Below are 23805 nucleotides of genomic sequence, written 5' to 3'. Positions count from 1 at the left end.
ACTTCTACAGAGTAGCTCTATTAAGAATTTCAATAACAAATATTGTATTCAGTATTATTTCATCAGCACAAAAATAAAAAATATAGAAATCAGTTAATTAATTTACCAATGATTGAATATCTTCTTTCATACGAGTATCAACTTTCTTAAAAAACTTCTCAAGAGAACATCCCAAAATGTTTAAAATTATCGCTAGTGTATCCACATTTATATTGCTTGTACCTGATTCATAGCGAGATATCTGCTGCTGAGAGACTCCGACATATTGTGCCAACTCTTTACCTGTATAACCATTTTTTTTCCTTAAATATGCAATTTCAGACGCAACAGCTTTAGAAAAGTGATTTCCCACCATAATGTTAACGTTATCATTTACAGTTATCATAGCAACTCCAATAAGAAATTTTATCACCGGCTAAAATAGAGTGATTAGATGTATTTACTCAATAATGTAGTAATTTTGAAATAAAAATCAAATGGTCGTCTTTATATGATAGGGCACAACTAAAATTGAATCCTCAAAATTTATTTAATAAAAAACAATATGATAAAAAAATTTTTTGTGATAACTCTCTTGAAAATAACTTATGTTAAGAATTTTTCACTAAATTTTAGCAAAAAAATGATCGTAATGATTGATATTTACACACACTCATAATTTAAAATATTTTTTAACAGGTATAATGCATCATATTTCGACAGATTTAAAAAGCAAATATATTCAATTAGTTATATTATTTTTCTGTAAATTTAACCCATTTCTTGATATAAAAAGTTACATAACATTTTTTTGAAACAATTAACAAACATTAAACACACAAATAAAACAAAATTAAAACATCAGCAATCTTATTTATATGTATATTTTTTAACCAAAAAAAATTTCATATATAATAATGATTGCATTAATTATGTTAAGCAAGAAATGGATATGATGTTAAAGCCCAATGATATTAGGAATTATATTTTAGAAAAGACTACACTAGGGAGAACTATTACAAAAATTACTTATATGTAGATTTAATGTTATAAAAATCTACAATCAATTTACTATTTACGCCTATTAATAAAATACTAAAATAAACCCTTACACTGAATAATTATCACATGTTCATCGTTAATATTCATCTCTATTTGAAAATTGGTAAACTCATTAATAATCTCATCTTCGACTTTTGTTTCATACACAAGTGTAATAATATTTGTTTTCTAAGCACTCTTATCTCATTTACAACCAGAGCTGAAATTTAGTATTTAGTTCATATTATGGTTAATTATTATACTATCAAGATAATTATATATATTCTTTCATATTTAAATCATTCAATACAGTTTTTATAAAAATATATGAAAAAGCATATCTAATTTCTGATCGCTATACAATCATAACATAGGAATATATTTTAAAATTAACAGATTACACATATACAAAAAAAATGATAGCGATGATTTTAGTATCTAATTCTCAGCCATATCTATAACTAAATCACTACTCTGCTTAAAATAATCACTTACAACCACATATGCAATGATGCATGTATAATACCGTTTATATATAAGCAACATTGTGAAATTATCAATAATAAAATTTCTCTTAGGAAAGATCTATACAATCTATCCTAAGAAAAAATCAGCCTTTCATTATCTAATATAAATTATTTTTTTGAATAGCAAAATTTAGAAGCCAAATAAATTTTATGTGTATTTTGAAATTTAACATCCTTTCTAATCAAGTATATAATGATAAAGAAATTAATTAGTTAATTAGTTAATTAGTTAATTAGTTAATTAGTTAATTAGTTAATTAGTTAATTAGTTAATTAGTTAATTAGTTAATACAATAATGTAGTTTAACCCCTATCTATAACGCTTCTAATACTAATATTCCTGTCGCTTGACTAACACCAGATACTGATGCATTACCAGTTAACGTAGCACTTACCGGAATAGTTTGGCTAGTTAAACTGTTTAATTGAATCCCTGGGCCATTAACTTCAACTTGACTCCCATTTAACGAGACTTGAGCAGAAACACCATTTCCAAAATTAAGACGCCCAGCTACTACATTACTTCCGATTAATTTTAATTGGTAATCTTGGGGAGCACCCGTAGTACATGAGACATTTAAACTTGTACTTTTTGTAATACCTCCAACATTCAAGCTTGTTGATGAATAATTTAAATTTAAATTTTGGCTATTTAGGTTACATACAGAACCAGTCAGCTCAGGTATAGGAGGAGGTGCGCCATTATCCTCGCCACAAACTGTATATGGGTCAAAATAAATGCTCAAGCTACCGACAGGATAAGGGGCTTTAACATCAGGATATTCTAAATAACTTCGCATACAGAAATTAGGACTAGAGAGCTGATATGTCGATTCATTTACTGGAATCACTATCGTTCCTTCAGTGCCAACTATACGATTCATACAAATGTTAATATCCCCTTGATCTGCACTAGTACAGCCTACTACAGGAAAAGGAGTCCTATGATAACAACCACCATATCCAGCATCATTTGATATACAAGGCGTTACCGTAAGAGGAGAGCCCTGAGCTGACAAATTGTAACTAGTAGCTGCTGAACCACTATAAAACGAAGCTCGCACTAGACGAACTCGTATTTCTAAATTTCCTATAAATCTGCCATTAGTTATCTGATAATCTAACCATTTTGAGGAGACAACCCTACCTGTAGTCGCCTCACTACTTCCTGGAGTAAGGGTAACATTTTTTGCAATACTTTGCTCACTGACTATTAGAATTAGTAAAGCCATAATTATATTAAGTTTATTTTTCACTTATATATCCTAATATTTAAAATTAATGATTTTATTTTTTATAAAAAAGATATCTCAATTATAAAATATATTTTTGATAATTTATTCATATATAAAAATTCAAATAATTATTCATACTCTAAAATAAAGGTTGTAGTCGCTTCAAAGGCTCCTCGTCCTATTGTTTTAGTCAATAAGGGAGTAGGTTCACCCTGTACATACGCTTTCAGATTAAGATTATTACCATTCCCCATATGTAATTTCTGAATATAGTTTTTTGGTTTATTCAATAAAATTGGTGTTCCATTTCCAGCTTCTAATCCTATGGCAATACCACTTGCTTGACTCCCAGCATTAAGCGCTAATAATCCCGGTAAAGCGACACTTTCAGTTCCCATAAAGGTCACTTGAACTTCTTTCCCCAACACTAAATCGCAATTAATTAACCGAATTGTAAATGGCTGACTGTGTGTTCGAGTATTCAAATACAAATATTTATCTACAATAGTGCCAAAATCTAATTCGATATTTTCATCGCCAGGATATACTTCGCAAGCGTCCTCAACCAACGTTCCATCAAATTGTACGGTTTCCGACTGCGCGCAAAGCGGCACAGCCAATAAACTCAATGACAAGACTAAAGGCCATAATTGATGTAATGGTATTTGCATTTTTTTCATTTCCTTTTATCGTGTCATTGAAAATCGATGGTCAATGTCCCGGTCGCAGAAAAATTATCACCAACCAGTTCCGTTCCAGCACGCTTAACCGGAACCGCCGATAATCTCGGTGGATTTGAACTATCAATGGCAAACGCCTTATTCAGCTCTAACGGTATCCCGTCCTTTTGAATTTGAATGCCTAATTTTCCGTTATTCATCGGGCTACTTGTTCGTAATGTCGCATTATCAAATCCCGTACCCGCCAGAGTTCCACTGAACGTCAATGTCACATTCCATGGTTGATTTAAGTCACCTTGACAATTCAATTGATACGGAATGTCTTGTTTAAATAGATTCCCATCCACTTTACGCACCCCCACCTTTCCAAAAGAAACGCGTATAGGATTTGTTTGTCCTAATTCACACGCGGGGGGCAGTACTAGCGTACCATCAAAAACCCAATTGGCTTCCACCACTGAGGACATCATAATGAATAGCCCCCCTAAACTGCATAAATAACAATAACGTTGACTTGTGCTTATCAGTAATTTTTTCATTGATAGTTCACCTTTAATGTTGCCAACGCAGTAAAACTACCACCATCTGTATCATTAAAGCCCGCCGTCATATTTTTAATCGGCGCGGCTTTTAAAGAAGGCAAAGAGGTATAATTAATATTCACCGGCTGATTAATTGCTTGCCGGATATTATTAACATAAAAAATAACGCCTAATTTATCATTGCTTGTTTTTAATGCGCCATTGCTATTAAACAATGTAGGGTCGCCTTCTAAGGTCAATGTCAGATTATTTTTTGCTAATCCTGTACACGATAGACTCAATGGCAATGTTTGTAAGTAGTTATTACCGTCAATGCGCGTTAATAAAATATCACCAAAATGAATCGCCGCTTGATTATTGTTATTTAGAATACATTCAGGTGGCGTCACGATTAAATTACCATAAAGATTTGCCCCTAACCCCCATGCAAATGGAGAGCTTATTACACAAAAAAAGCAGAGTGCCACTTGTTGTCGGTGAATAAATTTCATCTTGTTCTCCTTAACGGTAATCCACCACAAAAGTTAATGTCCCATTAAAATTCCCGCCATCAGTTAATACCGTTCCCGATGGTTTTACTGGCACCGCATAAAGCGCAGGCTGATTGCTACCATAAGTGAAATTCACAACATCACCATTACTTAATCGAGTCGAATCCTGATAAACCGCTATCCCGAGATTCGTCCGACCAGTACGAATAACATTTTGTCCATTGAGCGTAATCGGGCTCCAACTGACCGTCATTTTTAATGCATTGCTATAGACATTCGTACAATTTAAGGTGTAATCAATACGTGTGCGTTTATAACTGCTATTGTCAATTAGTGTTTCATGGATATCGCCAAAATTGACATCTGCCACCGTACCACTATTCACGGTACATTCTGGCGGCGTGACAACCAGCGTTCCTGTAAAATAGACATCCAATGCTCGTGATAATACCGGACTCAATAAACAAAGTAGGCCGATAAAATACCTAACAAAGAGAGTATTATTCATGAAATAGTCCCGCGTTTATTGATAATTTAACGTCACGGTCATTGTGCCAGTGAAAGATCCCGCATCACTGAGCATCATACCGCTAGGTTTTATCGGTACCGCATACAAGTTCGGCGGATTACCGTAAGTAAAGTTAATTGACGCTCCGTTACTTAAGCGAGTCGAATCCCGATAAATGGCAATACCCAAATTTGTTCGGTTTGTGCTGATAGCAGAAACACCATTAAAGGTTACTGGATCCCATGACAACGCCATATTCAACGCATTTTTTTCTAATGCACTGCAAGATAATCCGGTATCAATGGGGGTTCGCTTATAACTCACCCCATCAATTAATCCTTGTTGTACCTCTTCAAAACGCACAATTTGTATTGAACTGCCACTACTAAACGTGCACTGTGGGGGCATCGTAATGGTCAACGTTAAATTCAGATTTGCGGTATCGGCATGTACGACATAGAATAAACTTCCAAACAATAGCGTGCTAAAAAAAAGAACGCTGAACACAATAAGGCCTTTAATTCCTACGGTCACATGCTGTATCAATAACATCGTTGACTCCTAATCATAACTTACCTGAAAGCGAATAATTGCCTGATAAGCTCCCGAACTTAAACCTGCTGTAGTGCGAATCGGGGTAACATAATAAGTCAATTGATTCTGTCCCGGAGAAACAAGCTCAGGAGTACTGTATTGCCCTATTGCAAGAGGATGATAAGAAGCATTACTCAATTGTAATGCAATTCCTTTCGCCCCCGTAACGGCCGCTAATTGTGGGTTTTGATTGTCTGCCGCAGCTAAAAAACGAATTTTCATCGCAGGCATATCAGGACTCCACAATAAGTTGCCGAGTTTATTACGATTACGACTTTCACCACTTAAACAATCTTCTAAACGCAGTTGTACCGCGACAGGGGTACCTGTTTCACCGACTTTCTGTAATTGCGCCGTGCCTAATGTCCCGAGTTCAATCGTTTGATATGCGGAGGACATCGCTAATCGGCAAGCACTTTCCGTTAAAGCCCCATGTACATACAATGTGCCATTAGCCCCATCGACATCCCAGTTATCCACTTTGTCAAGTTCAGTACTGAGGGCTGTGCTACTGAATAAGCACAATCCTAAACCGTACGCCATCATATAATGAGGTATCTTATTGGCTTCTTTCATGATGCTCTCCTGCGTTGAAATCTGCTTTAACGTCATCTTGTTTGAAGTTACTGTTTATCTGATACCACATGACAGCGATTATCTTGACAAGTAAACGTCAACGTTGGTCGCCCACCGTAGTCATTGATATAAGTAAGCACAGGCTGACTTCCTAAGGCTTTTGCACTCCCCCCCATCAGCAAACTGCTTTTAGGTGCAACCATCAACGGTTCAAATCCCGAGACCGTTTTTCCGTCTTTCACTGAAGCGGCATCAACAAGCGTTACAAAATATGGCGTTGGATTCTCTACACTGTATTGATCACCTTGACGAGTAAGTGTGATTTTTTCTTGCCATGGATTTTCCATCTGTTGGCGAGTTGGAATAATCGCTTTTGGGCGATAAAACAACTTAATTCGCGTTTGTAACGCCAACTGAAGTGTGTTGGGTTTATCACTCTTAGGTGGGATTTCACGTAAATTGAAATAATAAACGGACTCCCTGTCTTGCGGCAGTGACGCTACACTCGGCAGTGCTTGAATTTTTACTTGGCTTTTAGCGCCAGGCTCAACACGCTGAACGGGAGGTAATACCGTAAAGGGCTCCGTGATTTTTTCACCTTGGGCATTTTCAATCCAACCTTGTGCTAAATAAGGTAATTGCTTATTTTCATTACTGATATTTAAGCTAATGGATTTATCTTCACCCGTCATAATTGCACGAGTGCGATCTAAAGCGACTGCAGCTTGTGCGGAAGACAGTGTCGTAGATATCAACATCGCTCCAACCAAAAAAGTGGCAATAGGATGATGATTTCTTTTATTGATTTTATTGCTCTGTAACATATTCTTTTACCTTAGTATGAAGAAGAGATAAACCTCTTCAATCATGTCGTTTTTATTTTCTTAACCAGCTCTTTGAGCTGACCAAATTTGGCTTATCCGATGCCCCAGAAGTTAATGAATGAGGCGTAGAGAATGACGGTAAACTTACCGCATCCGATTCAACAACCGTCTCAGTCTGCTCAAGAGGTAAGATGTCAGTCGCATGGCACGGTAATAACCAATTAGTTAACAATGTGTCGCTCTTCGGCAATATTTTAGGTAAGGTGATTTCACATTGTGCTTTATCATCCCAACGAACTTGTAACTTATCGTTAGGGTTGAGCCCCGTTAAATACGTACTCCCATCATCCCCTACCATTCCCACTTGTTGGCCTTTCACATTGAAAACTTGTGCCCCAAATGGGGGAACACTATTATCAGATAAACGCAATAAGGCCATTGCACTGTGCCCAGCCACAACATCGAACTGGCGGTAGCCAATAGCACCTTCTGTTAAAGTACCTTGCTTAATCGATTGTGATACCTGAGCATCTTCAGGTAATGTATTTAAATCGACACTGACTTGATTACGGTAATAACTGTTCACGTCTGTTAATACAGCCTGACCAAAATAGTTTGTTCGTATGGTTGAGCCATAACCTCGTAATGGAATATCAGGAACACCATCCGTATCAACAAAAATTCGAGTCCCCCCAAGCTGATTACCACGATGCATCACCACACCTTGCTTAATCGCCGTAAAACCACCTTGAAGTGATAAGCCAGCAGAACGATATCTATCTTGCTGATAAGTGGCATTTGCATTTATTTGAGCCAAATCAGCTTGATGCGTGTAATAACCACTCACTAACCCACCAGAACGAGACCATCCGGTACTTAATTGGTAATTAGTCCGTTCATCTAATCGGTCGTAATAACTAACTCGTTGAGAATTGTCACGCTCATCCCAACTGCTGTTCATGCTAAGCGAACCACTCTCCCCCCAAGGCAATGAAAGGGAAAGGTAGGCGCCATCATCATTAGTCTGCCGATACCGATTTCGATAAGCCGTCAAGTTAACACTTAAATTTTTCCATTTACCGATATCAAAATAGCGCGCTAAAGACAGACTATAACGGTCATTATCAGGCTGATCCCAGTAGGTTTGATGGTAATAATTTATATAAGCACTGAGCCCCAACGCCGGAAATTGTTGGTTATAGGAAACCGTATACATTTCCTTACTGCTATACTGGCGGACACCCGTAGACTGTGCATTTAAGTACTCAGACATACTCATAAAACCTTGTTCAGCAAAGCGATATCCCGCAAATGTCACTTGGCTATTGTAGGCATCAAATCGTTTTGAATAGCTCAAACGATATGAATTACCGTGATACGTTTTATCACCGACTTCACTTAACCCTTTTAACCGTGAACGCGCATGGGTGATATCAAAAGACAGCGCGCCAAACATCATTAAATCTCGACCGATACCGACCGCTGCAGAAGCGTAATTCTCTGCAGCAACACCGCCACCATACAATGACCAGCCGTTATTGACTCCCCACGAAAACTCGCCGCTCGCAAATGTTTCACCACTCACTTGGTGGCGCCAATCAGTTGGGCGTCCAGCGGCAAGCTTATAACGCAATTGCCCAGGGCGAGTGAGGTAAGGAACACTGGCTGTATTCACTGTAAACGTTTGAATAGTTCCATCTTGTTCTTTAACTTCAACATTAATCTCACCGGATAGCGCATCATTTAAGTCTTGAATACGAAAAGGACCTGCAGCAACTTGCGTTTGATAAATAATACGGCCTTGCTGACTCACGATAACAGTAGCATTACTTTTGGCTACCCCCGTTATTTCGGGAGCATATCCCCGTAGATTTGGCGGTAACATATTGATGTCAGTGATCAAACTCAGCCCCGTAAATCGAAAGCTGTCAAAAATATCGGAAGCTAAATAATCTTCACCTAAGGTGAGTTTTGCTCCGAGAGATTTAATTGCACGATAGACATAATACCGCGTCCAATCTAATGAACGGGAAGTACCTTGACCTTGCTGCTTGTCTAAACGTAGTTGCCAATCCGCACGCATACGCCACACACCTAAATTCACACCCGCAACACCATTGCCGCTAACATTAGCATTTGTTCGTTGTCCGCCCCGAGTTTGCTGACCAACCTGAGCATTGAGGTTATAATCAAAAAGGGCGCCGGGTAATCCATCCTCCCAGCGAGCAGGCGGATCCCAGTTTTCGGCTGTATACTCCAAATAGGCTTGGGGTAAACTGATATACAAAGCAGAAGCGGCTAAATCCCCTTTAACTTCCGTACCCGGTAAGCTATCGAGTGATAAACACTGACCATCATGCCACCATTTTAATGTTGGCAATAAATCAGGTTTAAGCGCTAGTTGCTCAACTAACACAGGGCTTAAACAGGCAACGCTCTCATCTGGCTGGCCGTCGGGGACGTAATAAAATACGGTTTGTTCCGGTAATTGATGTTTATTTATAAAAATAGAAAAACGATATTCACCCGGCATTAAAAAGCCCGGACGCGAAAACTGGGCTAAATCAATATTTGCGCGGTCATTAACATCCAAAATATCCGTATTAAATTCAATCTGCTCAGCATAGCTGTTACAACTTAAGGACACAGCAACAAGCATTGCTGTCAACCGAGGACGGCTTATCCGTAACAACGGCATATGAATATAACCTAGGGCCATCATCTCGACCTTCTTATTTCTTTTTTTATTAATAAAATCATTTAGCTTTTAATTTTGATGCAAAACCAAGTGTGGATTTCGGCATCTAAAATCAATTAATGGATTATTCATAATCCAATTTAAAGCGTAATTGGCTGTAATACTGTCCTGAAACTAATGGAGCATGATTAGCCACCAACTTTAATTCATAAGCTAAATCATGGGAGCCCTGTGTTAATGTTTGAGGAGACAGAGCCTGTCCTGGAACAATAATCGCTCCGTCGTCATTGCGCTGAATTTGCAATCCGACACCTTTGGCTTGTCCATTCACACTAAATAATCCGCGTTGATGTGCACCATCAAAGGTGACTCTAAAGTATTGCCAATTAGGTTTATTTGGGTTTTGACGTTCAAGAACGCAATTAACTAACTTAATAACAAACGGATGTGTAGGTCCTTGTCCATCTCGACGGATATCACTGAGAGAGAGGCTGCCCATATTAATAGTTTGGTCACGACTCCCTACATCAATAGCGCAGGCCGTTTCAATGATACTGCCATTCATCTTTACTGAGCCTAACGCAGTGGCAGGGGAAATATCGATGAGGGCACAGATACTGAGACTCAATGAAAGCAGTTTACTGAGCGTTAAATATTTCATTGCTTCCTCTTCTACGCAGGCTTCCCTTTAAAATAAACCAGCAAAATGTCCTTTTTTGCTGGCTACTAAATAACAATTATTCGTATGACAGTGTAAAGTCAGCTACGGAGCTAAATTCACCTGCGGTAATCGTTTTAATATCACCGCCATTACCCATTAAATACGCAGAAAAACGCAGAGTATTATTGCCATCTTGAATATTTTGGAATGGCGTTGGTGTACCTAAAGTAATAATATTGCCGCTACCATTCGTAATTTGTACGCCAGCACCTGAACCAGTACCAACGATACCTAACGTTTTATTCGTATTATCAAATGAAGCTGCTGCACCACTAAATGTTAATTGAACGCCTTTTGTTAATGCTGTTACATCACAATTTTCTAAAGCAATATCAAAACTACGTGGACTAGATTTACCACCATCCACTAACGCCATATTTGATATTTGGCCCAACTCAACAGTTTGATCAATTGAATCTGGTGAAATAGAGCATGGTGCATCAATAATAGAGCCTTTGAAATTCACTTTTCCGTGCCCCATATCTGCAGCAAGTACAGAAGTGCTCATAGCACTAGAAACTAATGCTAATAAAAATAATTTTTTCATATATTCCTCAATGAATTATAAATAAACAACTTGATTTATTTCTATTACTACAAAATATTTCTTCTACTATAATTAATAAAAGTAGACAGTATCAGAAGCCGCTATCAATTTTTTCAACATTAATGCGTCATCAGAATTTGATTTTTCCATCTCAAGTAAAACATGTTTAATTACTTTCTCAAATGGAACATTTAATGCTATTGATAAATTAAATAACATATCTACTGAGATTTTATTAATACCTCGTTCATATCGAGACATCTGTTGCTGTGAAACATTTAGTTTCTTTGCCAGTTCAGCGCCAGTCATTCCACACTCTCTTCTTATCTGTTTAATAACAGCTCCACAGTAAGTTGAAACTTGATTATCCTGATTGTCGCACTGGCTATTAATTCTACTCTCTTCAAAATTCATATTAGTAATCTTTCCAATAAATGAAAATAATTACCAATTTAAAATTAGTAATTAAATAAGCGTATATAATATCCGAAACGGACTTGGCTGAACGGATACAATTATAAAGTGTGAACCTTTAAAAGCAAATCCCCTCTCATGGCACATTTACTTAAATATTTAAATGTTACAGTTTTTAATAATTAACAAATTAACTTAAATATCAGATAGTTAAAAAGGAAATCTCATTTGTTTAAATTTTAAACAATCACAATTTGATAACATGACCACAGTGTTATAATTCAACAAATAAACAAAAAACAAAACTTTAACCTGAAATTAATATTTATTAATACTTTATATCAAAATGTAATAAAAAAATGAAAAACAACCAGAACTTACGCCTTTTAAGTGTTAAGAAAAAAACAAAAACCTGAAAATAAGAAAATTAACCCTTAATCATCATAAAGTTATACAAAACCCATTAAACGAGTAAAAATGAAATATTATCTAACATATTTTATATGTGATTTGCTTTTTATCTTACACTCACCAATTTTTACATCATAAAATGACCGAGCATCATACTATTAATACCTCACCATCACAGAATAAAAAATCAAACTGGCAATATATTCTATAGGGATATACACAAAACATATTTATCATCTAAGCTTTAATAATAGCAGTCATATAATGAGTTATATGTATGCACATAAATTTTTTGTAATTATTTAATTTATATCAATTGCAGATTCTACCTCACTTCAATTCTTACTATAAAGTAAAGCCTTAAAATCCAACGCGCTAATAATTATAGTGATAGTTTACTAAGTAATTATATTTAATTGGATTTACATTTATTCTTAATGTGATATATTTATAAGAAAATAAACCAAATAGCTTATGTGTATTTAATGATAAAACAATTAGACAAACTTTTAGTAACGTGCACAATAATTTCATTAACAATTATAAAGATTAAAATATAAATCCTATTTGTTAATGATAAACATTTACAAGTAAATTATTGATGCTTAAGTTAAATAATTCTTAAACAAAAAAGTAAAGTTCACTTTATAACCATTAGTAAACTATTATTATAAAGACGAAAACAACAAAGGAGACAAATAATGAAAAAATCATTAATATCTGATTTAGCAGCAAGAAAACTTAAAGAACTAAGAGTATCACATGGCTACAAAGTTCATGATATGGCTATTAAATTAAACAAAAGTGATCAGCAATTATTTAGATATGAAAAAGGCGTAAATAAAATTGATTTAGATACTATAATCAATTACCTAGAAGTATTACAAATAGATATTAACCATTTCTTTTCTGAATTAAACTCAGAAATTAAGAGGATAAAAAATCAAAGTGAGAGAAATGAATACCTTGTTAATGATTTTTTCCAAGTAGAATTATCACACTGAAAAAAACTAGATAAATTTTAGTTTATGATCATGGAGCTGTTATCATTAACTGATAAATGACAGCTCCATGATATAGTCTCATGTATAAATATCCCCCTCTCACCTCCTAGTAATAATTAGAGTCATTACCTCATTCAAAATAAATTCACTATAAAGCACCAGAGTATTATTAAATTAGTTATTAAATATTCAGTAACAAAATTTTTATCCGTAAATTAATTTATAAACTTATCAATTAAAAAATAAAAATATTATTATGTTTTTAAAGTTAGACATTTAAAAACAAATGCAATCAATATATTGATTGCATCAACGCAGTTAAAATAAAAAACACATATCAGCATATCATTAGAAATGATATAAAAAATCTTTATCATATTCAGTTTATGAATATAAGTACAAGTAAGCTTACAGGTATAAAGTTAACGCACTAAAGTAATTGATTTTAACCTTATGTATCAAAATTTTCAATTCAACACTATTTAAAACCAATAAATCATTTATTCCTAATCTTCATAAAAAAATAATTTTATTTAATATTACAAAAACATTCAGAAAAATGCTCGTTAAACTCGTTAATAATTTTTAATGAGTTAAAAACAGCCCCATATTTTCTATATTTCGTTATATTTTTCTTACTAAGATTCCCCCATACTTTGAAGAAAAAACCATCAAAGTTTTCATCTAAATAAAAGAGAGATAACAAAAAAGTATCAAAGTTCATATAGCAAATACCTCTTTCATAACGAGAAATTTGCTGCTGAGACACCTTTAACATTTTGGCAAGCTCTTTTCCTGTAATTCCTTTTGCCTTACGTAATCTATAGATCTCTCTTCCAATTTCATAGGCAAATTCTGATATAGGATAACTAACATTAACAAATTTTTTTTCTTCGGTACTATCCATGATTTAACTCATAAAGAAGTTGAATTAAAGATTCATATAAACAGATGTGCTTATTAGTGACTTTTTATACGTCATATACATAGAAGACACAAATCAAGATAAACAACTATAGTATCCATCAAAATCAAAATCAAACTTCAAAAAACACTCGGCATACAACATTAATATATTAATAGCACCATCCTTAACTTCAAAAAAACCAAATAAGACAGTAACTAAAGTAACTCATTAACTAAAAAACAATATAAAACAAACAAATACAAAAGAACATTAAACTAAAAACAATCAAAATAAAGAAGAAATAAAGAACAAAAGTCTGTATGTAATATTTTTTCATAATTAGACATAATAAAACCTATTTAAATAGGTCAATTTCTAATGCTCATAGCTCTATTACACATCTCAATTAAGGCGCAGAAAAAATCATTATCTATTGATTTTAATATATTTTAACCAAAGAAAAATAACAAAACCTCTATTAAATCAAGATTTTTAGTACTATTTATAACCAGCTATATAATAAATATTTACATTCAGAAAATGTAATATCATTATAAAAATAACCCGCTATATTTCCGTATATTTAGAGGTTAAATAATCATAAAACTTGATATGATATTTAATGGACGTTTTATCGTTACATCTCAAAATTTCACATAAAAATATCGAAGAATGACATAAAATACTTAATTAAAATCAATTAAGTACCTCATACTGGACACGCATGAACTCATATTTTAGTTTATGTATTTTCTCTTTGCTTATTCTATCACCTTTCCTATTATCCAATTCTATTTAGATAATATTTTACATTCGATAACTAAAAATTGTATTGTTCTATATAGCACCACAAATACTCACCGATGGAGTAAATTGTAACTGTATTAATTCAGCTATTTATCTCATTTGATCCTTAGCTAACTCACGTCTCTTTAACTAACGATAGCTCCCTTTTAGTGAGTTAAAGCTGGCACATTAATATGAGAGTAAAAAATATCCCATATAGACTCTATTTTTCATATACTAATATTAATTAGTTACAACCATCGATATTTGCTCGGCTGTATTATTGATATCTAACCGATAACCTTCTGAATTAAATGCACTTTAAAGATAATCACATCGAAATCAGTACTGAAAAATCAAATTGGGATTTTTATATTTCAAATACACTAGATCATAGCCAAGAATGACAAATTACTTGAGTCATTAATACGGATAAAGTCGAACTTTATTATCAAATTAAGTATTTTTACTATGTTCAATCACTAAATAAAGTGCGCCTAATGAATAGCGTATTTATGTTGTGTAGCCAGTTTTGAGTAAAAAAGCTCCATCTCATAACTTGATTGGCAACAAGTGTTCTACATACACTATAGCTAATGGGAGAAAATTATTGATCTTAAAATAAATACGTTTGACTGATCCCTTAGGTCTCCAGACAGTTGGTATCACTTAAATTAGTGATAATCTTAATACTAGTTTCTAAACTAGTTCTTGAAGACAACATATTCGAGATATTAGGTCCTGAACGCAGAAAATGACGTTCCATACAAGAAAAAATGGCCATTATTCAGCAAAGTTTTAAGTCAGGTATGAGTGTTTCCATAGTTGCTCGACAACATGGTGTCAAGACAAGTCAGCTTTTCCTTTGGCGTAAACAGTATCAAGAACGAAGTCTGACCGCTGTGACAGCAGGTAACAGGTTGTTCGTGCCTCTGAGCTAGCCTCAGCTATAAAGTAAATTAAAGAGCTATAGCGGTTGCTCGGCAAAAAACAATGGAAAATTAAATTCTCAAAGAAGCAACCGAGTACGGCCGAGAAAAAAATTTGATAATGATCGTACCCTTATTACCCAAGGATAGAAAATAAGCTTAGTGAGCCGAACCTTATGTGTTTCACGAGCGCAGTTATACGTTCCAGTAAAACGAAAAAGAGATTGGAAAGATACCCCCTCAAGATGGTAGCGATGCGCTTGCTCGTATACATAACGTGATTGATAAGATGCTTAAGTATGACTATCGCCGCGTCAAGCCGATTTGACGTCGGCAATCTGAGAATGAAAATATCGCTCTTATTAATGACAAACATGTTTACATGAAGCAGTCAGCATTACTGTTGAAATGTAAACCCGCAATCTCGGTCTCGAAACGAGTTCATACAAGAAAAGTGGCGGTGAATGAAAGCAATCAACATTGGTGTTCAGGTGATTTTGAATTCCGATGTGATAATGCTGCAAAACTGTATGTCACGTTAGCTTTAGACTGTTGTGTTCGAAAAACAGTGCATTGGGCAGCTAGTACGTGAGGCTTTGACAGTGAAACCTTGTAAGATGTCATGATAAGCGCAGTGGAGAATCGCTTTAGTAACGTGTTACTGAAAAAGCCAGTGGAGTGATTGGCCGATAATAGTTAAGCATATTGAGCCCATGAAAGACGGTGGTTCCCTAATCAAGTTGGTTTATCCCCTAGGCATAAGGCGGTACGTAGCCCCCAAAGTAACGGTATTATAGAAAGCTTTATAAAAATCATGAAGAGAGATTACATTAGTTTAATACCAAAACCTAATGGAGTAACGACAGTAAAGAATCTTACAGCAGCCTTCTAGCATTACAATGAATGGTATCCTCACAGTGCTCTGGGTCATCGTTCTCCGCGAGAGTACCTGCGGTGTCGAATTTATAATGAAATAAGTAATAAAAGTTTCTAAAAATATAGGGGCAAATACATCGTTTACAGCCCCTTTTAATAACTATCTGCCAACTCAGAAATAAGATATTCCATATATCGCTAAAATACCAACATTATATCGTTGGCTACAGGCATTAAAGTATTCTTAGATTGTACGGAAATGCAAAAATTTATGATTTAAATAAATCACCAAAAGTGGAACCGTACTTTTTTGTTCGAATCCCCCGATGGATCTGGTTAGAGAATTATATTTTATATTATCTTGTAACATATACTTACAATTGATTTATTCCTTTCTGTTTTTTTATATTCCTGAGTGAGCTCGTCTATTTGTAAGTTATCTCATTGTGAAATATTATTTTTTGATTTAATTATTCCCTTCTTATTGCAAAGTGGAATAGTTCTAATTGAGAGTGATGTCACAGATATATTAATCAAAAAACTTATTTTATAAGTAAATAATAAATAGGTACATTAAATGAAAAAAGTATTGGTTTCGTTATCGTTGGTAATTTCTACATCCCTATCCTATGCTGAAATTATTCCTGATGAAAAATTAAAGACATATTGGAGTGACCCTGAGGTTTCCACAAATACTATTGTGGATTCAATGACCCTAGAAGAACAAATTGGACAGCTATTGATGCCAGATTTTCGATATTGGGGCGTTGATAATAAGGGAAATAAAAAACCATTTATTCAATCAAATGAACAAATTGAAAATATCATTAAGAGATATCATTTAGGCTCAATCATCCTATTTAGAGAAAATTTAATTGATACGCCTCAAACAGTTAATTTGATTAATGCGCTACAAAAATCCAGAAGTAATCTTCCACTATTTATTAGTACTGACCAAGAAGGTGGATATGTTACTCGTTTGCGCGAAGGTACAGAGATGCCGGGAAATATGGCGTTAGGGGCGACGCGTTCTCAAGGCTTAGCTGAACTAACAGGGATGATCCACGGATATGAATTATCTCATTTAGGTTTTAATTTTAATTTTGGTCCTGTTGTTGATGTTAATAATAATCAAAATAATCCTGTAATTGGCGTGCGCTCATATTCAGACAATCCTCAATTGGTAACTGAACTCGCTAATAGTTATATAATGGGGATACACAAATATCCTGTTCTTACGGCGATAAAACACTTTCCAGGTCATGGTAATGTCTCATCAGATACCCATTTCTCACTCCCTATCATTCCTATTGATGCAGCAACTTGGCGAAGTGTTGAGTTGGTCCCATTTAAAAATACAATCAACCACAGTGATGCAGTAATGACCGCGCATATTGTTGTTCCTTCCTTAGACAATAATACAATAACGGCGTTGAATGGAGAAGAAATTGGAACCCCAGCCACTTTATCTAAAACGATTTTAACGGATATTTTACGTGATGAATTGAGCTTTAATGGGCTAATTATGACGGATGCCATGGATATGGGGGCAATTTCTAAAAATTTTGATGGCAATTGGGCTGTCAAACAAGCCATCTTAGCGGGTAATGATATTATCTTAATGCCATTAGAGCTTTCTAACCCTGAACATATAACAAAACTTGATGGACTTTATGACTATTTAAAGAAAGAAGCACAAACAAATAAAGAGCTGGAAAAGCGTATTAATGAATCAGCAAAACGTGTCGTTTTGACGAAATTAAAAAATAAAATTAGTGCAGATGAGAAAGATATAGCGCAGGCTAAAAAAATAGTAGCCTCGCCTTTCAATAAAAATATTGAAGATATGGTGACTGAAAATGCGATTACTTTAATTAAGAACGAAGGGGTTTTACCGTACTCACTTAAGGGTGATAACAACCTCATTATTTTTTCAGATGAAAAACCAAGAAATGAATTAATTAAAAAACATCTTGCGAATATTGCTAACCAGTCTGATATCAAAATTACCACCCAAGATCATGTCGTGAAAATGATGGCGGATGACCTTAGTGAAAATGAAATAGAAAAGATAATTAAGGGGCAGGATTTCGTTCTCCTAGCGACGTATAACCTTGCATTACAACCTAAAAATGCACAAAAAATAATTAATATTGCTAATAAAAATAATGTTCCACTTGTCGTTATTTCAACGCGAAATCCTTATGATATTGCGTATCTAGAAAACGTAAATGCAAATATTGCCATTTATGGTATCACTGGCTTCGATGTCACAAATAATGTGAGAAATAGTTTAGAGACTAATATTCGTGGTGGTTTAAATTCCTTACTTTCAACACCAACGCAAGGTGTTATCAATACTCCAAAAGGTAAGTTACCTGTCAATATAAAATCACCTGAGGACACTGATATTCTTTACCCTTATGGCCATGGTTTATCTTATTAAGATTAGTCCTTAATTTGAATGGAGATGCGTTATGTTTAAAAAAAGCTATTTATATATTGGACTAATGATGATCTTTACTTCCTCACAGTCAATAGCCGATGAGTTTGAAATAGATTATGACCAACAAATTATAAATTTGAACCAAAGAATTAATGAATTAGAAAAAAAGAAAAGTGATTTAGAGAAAAAAAATAAAGAGAAAATATGGAACGTAGAATCTTACCTTGGCACTGAGCAAGAAATTGATAGTGATGATAATTGGAAGTTTTTTAAAGGGAGTGTAGCGACATCTCCTTATTTTGGCGCTTTTATTTATCAAAATAACTCACTTTGGATGTATGATATTCAGGTTTTAAAAACGTATTTAGATAATAATTCTGAGTATGATAGGACTCGCTGGCAAGTTGGTGCTACTCGAACTTTTCCATTTACGTTTCATGATAAGCCTGGAAACTTTAAATTACGTCTTGGTTATCGTAATGATAATTGGCATTACGCATCCATCAGTAATCCAGCATTAGCCGCGCCTCAATATAAAGGGGATATTCGAAAAGGTGAAGAACGCCATGAAATATGGGTGAGGCCTCAATTCAATTACAAGTATTCACATAATATTAGTTTTAATGGAAGCTTATCATTTCGCTTTATTGACCGAAAACTCGACTATGCACGTGCAAAAGGTGAATACGGTGTTTATAAGCGCAATTGGAGCTCAATTGATGAGCATTTTATTGGCGGTACGTATACCTTTAATAAGAAAAATTCTTTGTGGGTGAATTACCTCTATATTGATGAAAATCTAATTAATACATTACATAATAATGAGCATTTTCTATGGGCAGTATATCGTTATCGATTTGATAATGGACTCATGATTATGCCTTATACTCGTTATGCACTAACAAAAGGAAAACAAAGTTTCCGTGATTCTAATAATCAGGAATTTCTTTTTAAAGAAAAAGACAGAAGCCGCTATGGCTTTCAATTGCTCTATCCTATCACAAATGGAACATCCATATTCTGGGATACGTACTATCGCCCCGAGGTTACATGGACAAAAGGAACTAAAGAAAATAATAATTTTTGGTTCTGGGCAATCGAATTACGCCATACTTTTTAGTATGTCACGAACCGTTGATTATTGGATATAGCGAGTTTTATTATGAAAAAAATTTTTTATTTTTTAACTTTTTTCCTGACAAGTGCATATAGTGTATTTGCGTTAGCAAATAATGAGCTAAGTAAAGATATTGTACTTGGAGTAGATAGAGAGGCCATTTATGGCCCACTCCTGAAAGGTAAAAAAGTCGCTTTAATGGTCAATCAGAGTTCTGTTAACAAAGATGAAAGGCATACCATAGATAAGTTGTTATCGGAACAAGAAAAATACACTTTTAAAGTAACTAAGTTATTTTCTGTTGAACACGGCATTCGAGGAAACGAAGATGCTGGTTTTGGTGATAGTGACCATATTGATAGCCAAAGTGGGTTACCTATCGTTTCCCTGTATGGGCGAGATGATAAGGGGCGTTCACGAGCACACCCAACAGAAGAACAGTTACAAGATGTTGATATAGTTGTTTATGATCTACAGGATGTGGGTGTTCGTTTTTTCACCTATACGATTTCTATGCATCATCTACTCGAAAGCCTCCAAAAACATCATAAAGAATTTATGGTGTTTGATAGACCAAACCCACTGGGAGATATCGTTTATGGCCCCCTACTTGAAGAACAATTCATTTCAGGTATTGGTATGCATCCCATCCCTATAGTTCATGGCTTAACCTCGGGTGAGTTTGCATTAATGATAGTGAATGAGGGGTGGTTAACGGGTGGTGAAGATACTAATTGGAAAGCCCATGGCCAAGCCCAATATCAATTTCCTGCGGATAAACTTCATGTGATCCCGATGAATAATTATCGTCACGATATGCCATATCATCTACCCAGGGTCCCATCTCCAAATTTGAGAACAGATTTATCGATAAAGCTCTATCCTTCATTAGCATTATTTGAAGCTACGAGTGTTAATATGGGACGTGGCTCTGATCATCCATTTGAACTATTGGGCTTTTCATCGGAAAAATTTTACGAAACTGCACGATATACTGTTGATATTAGCCAAAAACAGTATGGATGGCCACAAGCTGGTAAACAGGTTTATGGAGAGTCATTGGTTCATCTCGATAAGGAGAATATTAAACCAACGATCAGTTATTTTGTAAAATGGTGGTTTAAATTTCATGAAAAAGGTTATCCTCTTAGCATTGACAGTGACAAAGAAGCTCAGTATTTAACATATCAGGATGAGTATTTTGTTATTCGCCCTCTCTGGTTAGCTAAATTGGTTGGTAACCAAAAGCTTTTAACAATCCTGAATGAAGCAACCGAAAAAGGGCTTACTCAGGAGCAGACTATTGCCTGGATTGAACAAAGCTGGCGTGAAGAAAATCAAGCTTATTTAAAATTACGTAATAAATACAAACTATATTAATACTTAATTTGGGTAGACGGTTTTGAAGAGGCTTGTTGCAAATAATAAATTAGATCCGTGTGTATTTTATGGCTTTATCCCGTAGACGTGAAAAACCGTGTCGTTCATTGGCTGCAACCGATCCACTAATACGTTCTTAAATAATTCAATAGGGCTCAGCTTTAAAACCAGCTACTTCAATTTATCTTCTTTGGTTTGCTGTATTTTGTTCCAGTGTCGAAACTCAGCAATAAGCATAAAACTCGTGACATAACGACATTATCCATCCGAAATAGATATCGAATAATAACGTATATACGAATTTAATTAAGCTTGGTTTCGTACACCACTTATTACGTCAGTACGAAACCGAATGCTTTCGTACACAAAGAAATTATTTTGACCTTCTAGTACCCACACCAATACTGTATACATAACCATCATCAAGTGGCGCTAAAATTATGGCAAAAGATAAAACCTATTATTCTGTGCCTGCAAGACAGAAGTATTCTATGTAAAAGGCTGGCTTACAACGTAGTTTTATTGTTCTAGAGCTGTTTTGTTAAATACAAAGAGTGACTATTTAAAGCCATTTTTCACGAAAAATGGATAATAGAATACGTGATATCTGTCGATAACATCAGTATTATCTATCGTCATAACTTATATTATTACTGTATGTTGAGAAATCTGATGTATGCTAAAAACCCTTTTTCTTTAAAGTTACTCCATCCCAAATATGCCACTACATGGATAGGGATTATGACTTTATTTTTATTGGTTCAACTTCCTTACAAATGGCAAATTAAACTTGGTGGGTTTCTGGGTAAAAATTCGAAGTATTTTATTAAAAGAAGAGTTTCAATAATAAAAAGAAACTTGGAATTATGTTTTCCAAATAAAAATGCCAAAGAAATTGACGCTCTAGTTGTAGAAAACTTAAGAGCGCTTGGTATCGCATTATTTGAAACAGGAATAGCGTGGTTTTGGAGTGATAAAAAAATCAAAAAACTTTTTCAAGTCAAAGGGATATCTAACTATCAAGAAGCATATTCCCAAAATAAAGGGGTCATTATCATCGGAGTTCACTTTATGTCATTAGAATTAGGCGGGAGGGTAATGGGGCTTTGCTTTCCAGTTAATGCGATGTATAGGCCACATAATAATAAGGCTATGGAATACATTCAAACAAAAGGACGTTGTAGATCAGGGAAAGGAATGATTAACCGTAAAAATTTAAGATTTATGGTACAAGAATTAAAAAAAGGACAAGCTATCTGGTTTGCCCCAGATCAAGATTTTGGTCGAAAAGGTACCGTTTTTGCCCCATTTTTTTCTGTTAAAAATACGTCAACATCTAAAGGACCCTCAACATTAGCCCAGTTATCTCATTCGTCAACGCTTACAGCCACATTAATTCGCAATAGTCATGGCATTCCCTATGATTTGGTACTGGGGAAAATAATAGAAAATTATCCTACAGGTGATGCACTGCAAGATGCAACGACAATTAATCATGTGCTAGAAAAAGAAATAATGAGAGCACCAGAACAGTACCTGTGGGCACACCGACGATTTAAAACTAGACCTGCAGACGAAAGATCCTTATATCTCGGTTAATATTAAAGTGGATGATATATTGTTAATGCTGTTTATTTTATCAGATATGTAAGCAAAAACAGTATTGACTTCAAATTTTTTTTTGATAGATTTATCGCAACAGCAAAATGTAAGCTGTTAATACAATAATTACGGAATACGTAATTAACGCGATGATGTCAGGCTGCGATTTTCTAGTCGGTTACAACTGCAATGGTTAGTAACTGAAGTAAGCCTACGGAACAAGAGTCTATATCGCGTAGGAAGAAATGTACCTGTTTAGTTTTTATAGAGAAATTTAATTTTAACGAAGTTTGTAGGAAATAAGTCACTCAGAAAAACCATATTGTAACAAGCAAGTACGTTTTTAATGCAGTATCAAAGTAATATTACGTTAGTAGTCATTAATGTTAAATGTAAAATATGCAGTACCGTAAAAGCCCTGACAGTTTTTATTTAATGTTAGGGCTTTTACTTTATATAAGAATATCTGATTTCAATTAATCGTATGGAAAATATAAAATTAACAGGTGATTTTCTTATGCAGTCGCTCAATCACGCTCTCGATAATTTAGGGGTTACTTCAGATGAGGCGATAAAAATGCAACAACTTATTATTTGCGAGGGAATAGTTGGGACTTATGACGGACTCAGAAAAATCGCCGAAAAATATCGTGAAAAAAGAATTCCTCCAGATACCCTCATGCTAATAAATAAATGCAGTTGAGCTTTCTCTCTCAAAGTGAATTATATCTTGTCGTTATAGAAAACAAAAAAACTAGCTGTACTAGGCAGTATATTTTTATTTTCAACTTATTACTTTGCACTTCCACTGATGCAACATGAGCATACCTTAATGAGGCTATACCCTGAAGCTTTAGCGGCTTCTATTGCCCGTATAGCATTAAGTAGGTTACCTAGACAGAAACGATTTGAAGTTATCGGCATTTGTTTGCACCCAATTTTGTGTATTTTGTAATTACCTTCCGGTTTC

Annotated in this window: 20 protein-coding genes and 1 pseudogene; 7 read left to right on the top strand and 14 right to left on the bottom strand. The window is 34.7% G+C overall.

Features of this window, described 5'->3' with window-relative positions:
- Window positions 1–97: 97 nt before the first annotated feature.
- From PSE72_RS18545 to PSE72_RS18485, 13 genes are all read right to left on the bottom strand, one after another.
- Window positions 98–385, bottom strand: coding sequence for a helix-turn-helix domain-containing protein (locus PSE72_RS18545; protein WP_272691061.1), 288 nt, complete (start codon window positions 383–385; stop codon window positions 98–100).
- A gap of 1476 nt (window positions 386–1861) precedes the next feature.
- Window positions 1862–2803 carry a hypothetical protein gene (locus PSE72_RS18540; RefSeq protein ID WP_272691060.1) on the bottom strand — a complete coding sequence of 314 codons (942 nt, stop codon included), beginning with the start codon at window positions 2801–2803 and terminating at the stop codon, window positions 1862–1864.
- 107 nt (window positions 2804–2910) lie between these two features.
- Window positions 2911–3453, bottom strand: coding sequence for a fimbrial protein (locus tag PSE72_RS18535; protein ID WP_272691059.1), 543 nt, complete (start codon window positions 3451–3453; stop codon window positions 2911–2913).
- Window positions 3454–3476: 23 nt separating this feature from the next.
- Window positions 3477–4001, bottom strand: a complete 525-nt coding sequence (locus PSE72_RS18530) for a fimbrial protein (protein ID WP_110592988.1) — start codon at window positions 3999–4001, stop codon at window positions 3477–3479.
- Window positions 3998–4495 (bottom strand): fimbrial protein, encoded by a 498-nt coding sequence (locus PSE72_RS18525; RefSeq protein ID WP_110592987.1) that lies wholly within the window; start codon window positions 4493–4495, stop codon window positions 3998–4000. Before PSE72_RS18525 ends, PSE72_RS18530 begins: the two co-directional genes overlap by 4 nt.
- A gap of 10 nt (window positions 4496–4505) precedes the next feature.
- A complete protein-coding gene (locus PSE72_RS18520; protein WP_166685613.1) occupies window positions 4506–5003 on the bottom strand; it encodes a fimbrial protein in 498 nt (165 codons plus the stop codon).
- 15 nt (window positions 5004–5018) lie between these two features.
- Complete coding sequence (locus PSE72_RS18515; RefSeq protein ID WP_110592985.1) at window positions 5019–5555, bottom strand: fimbrial protein; 537 nt, start codon at window positions 5553–5555, stop codon at window positions 5019–5021.
- 9 nt (window positions 5556–5564) lie between these two features.
- Window positions 5565–6173, bottom strand: coding sequence for a fimbrial protein (locus PSE72_RS18510; protein ID WP_110592984.1), 609 nt, complete (start codon window positions 6171–6173; stop codon window positions 5565–5567).
- Between the two features lie 47 nt (window positions 6174–6220).
- Window positions 6221–6997, bottom strand: coding sequence for a fimbria/pilus periplasmic chaperone (locus PSE72_RS18505; protein ID WP_198634036.1), 777 nt, complete (start codon window positions 6995–6997; stop codon window positions 6221–6223).
- Window positions 6998–7049: 52 nt separating this feature from the next.
- Entirely contained in the window at window positions 7050–9719 is a 2670-nt protein-coding gene (locus PSE72_RS18500) for an outer membrane usher protein (RefSeq protein ID WP_272691058.1), read from the bottom strand.
- 100 nt (window positions 9720–9819) lie between these two features.
- Window positions 9820–10356 (bottom strand): fimbrial protein, encoded by a 537-nt coding sequence (locus PSE72_RS18495; protein ID WP_110592981.1) that lies wholly within the window; start codon window positions 10354–10356, stop codon window positions 9820–9822.
- Between the two features lie 76 nt (window positions 10357–10432).
- Window positions 10433–10963 (bottom strand): fimbrial protein, encoded by a 531-nt coding sequence (locus tag PSE72_RS18490; protein ID WP_110592980.1) that lies wholly within the window; start codon window positions 10961–10963, stop codon window positions 10433–10435.
- Window positions 10964–11035: 72 nt separating this feature from the next.
- The gene (locus PSE72_RS18485; protein ID WP_123382859.1) at window positions 11036–11377 is read right to left on the bottom strand and encodes a helix-turn-helix domain-containing protein; all 342 of its coding nucleotides are present in this window, start codon (window positions 11375–11377) and stop codon (window positions 11036–11038) included.
- Window positions 11378–12489: 1112 nt separating this feature from the next.
- Between PSE72_RS18485 and PSE72_RS18480 the strand changes: the two genes are divergently transcribed.
- Entirely contained in the window at window positions 12490–12792 is a 303-nt protein-coding gene (locus PSE72_RS18480; protein WP_272691057.1) for a helix-turn-helix domain-containing protein, read from the top strand.
- A gap of 529 nt (window positions 12793–13321) precedes the next feature.
- On the opposite strand, the gene PSE72_RS18475 is transcribed toward PSE72_RS18480, so the two are convergent.
- On the bottom strand, window positions 13322–13699 hold the full coding sequence (locus PSE72_RS18475; RefSeq protein WP_272691056.1) for a helix-turn-helix domain-containing protein: 378 nt from the start codon (window positions 13697–13699) through the stop codon (window positions 13322–13324).
- 1562 nt (window positions 13700–15261) lie between these two features.
- Between PSE72_RS18475 and PSE72_RS18470 the strand changes: the two are divergent.
- From PSE72_RS18470 to PSE72_RS18445, 6 genes and pseudogenes are all read left to right on the top strand, one after another.
- A pseudogene (locus PSE72_RS18470) lies at window positions 15262–16408 on the top strand (integrase core domain-containing protein).
- A 459-nt stretch (window positions 16409–16867) separates the two neighbouring features.
- On the top strand, window positions 16868–18736 hold the full coding sequence (locus tag PSE72_RS18465; protein ID WP_272691055.1) for a glycoside hydrolase family 3 protein: 1869 nt from the start codon (window positions 16868–16870) through the stop codon (window positions 18734–18736).
- Between the two features lie 31 nt (window positions 18737–18767).
- A complete protein-coding gene (locus PSE72_RS18460) occupies window positions 18768–19856 on the top strand; it encodes a hypothetical protein (RefSeq protein ID WP_272691054.1) in 1089 nt (362 codons plus the stop codon).
- 51 nt (window positions 19857–19907) lie between these two features.
- The gene (locus PSE72_RS18455) at window positions 19908–21233 is read left to right on the top strand and encodes an exo-beta-N-acetylmuramidase NamZ family protein (protein WP_442958895.1); all 1326 of its coding nucleotides are present in this window, start codon (window positions 19908–19910) and stop codon (window positions 21231–21233) included.
- Window positions 21234–21905: 672 nt separating this feature from the next.
- Entirely contained in the window at window positions 21906–22832 is a 927-nt protein-coding gene (lpxL, locus tag PSE72_RS18450) for an LpxL/LpxP family Kdo(2)-lipid IV(A) lauroyl/palmitoleoyl acyltransferase (protein ID WP_272691052.1), read from the top strand.
- Between the two features lie 520 nt (window positions 22833–23352).
- On the top strand, window positions 23353–23538 hold the full coding sequence (locus tag PSE72_RS18445; protein ID WP_272691051.1) for a hypothetical protein: 186 nt from the start codon (window positions 23353–23355) through the stop codon (window positions 23536–23538).
- Window positions 23539–23805: the final 267 nt, after the last annotated feature.

Origin of the sequence: Providencia sp. PROV116 (assembly GCF_028482485.1) — a bacterium.
Lineage (GTDB): Bacteria > Pseudomonadota > Gammaproteobacteria > Enterobacterales > Enterobacteriaceae > Providencia > Providencia rettgeri.
The sequence above is the reverse complement of the archived record's forward strand: the minus strand, read 5'-3'. Positions and strand labels throughout refer to the sequence as shown.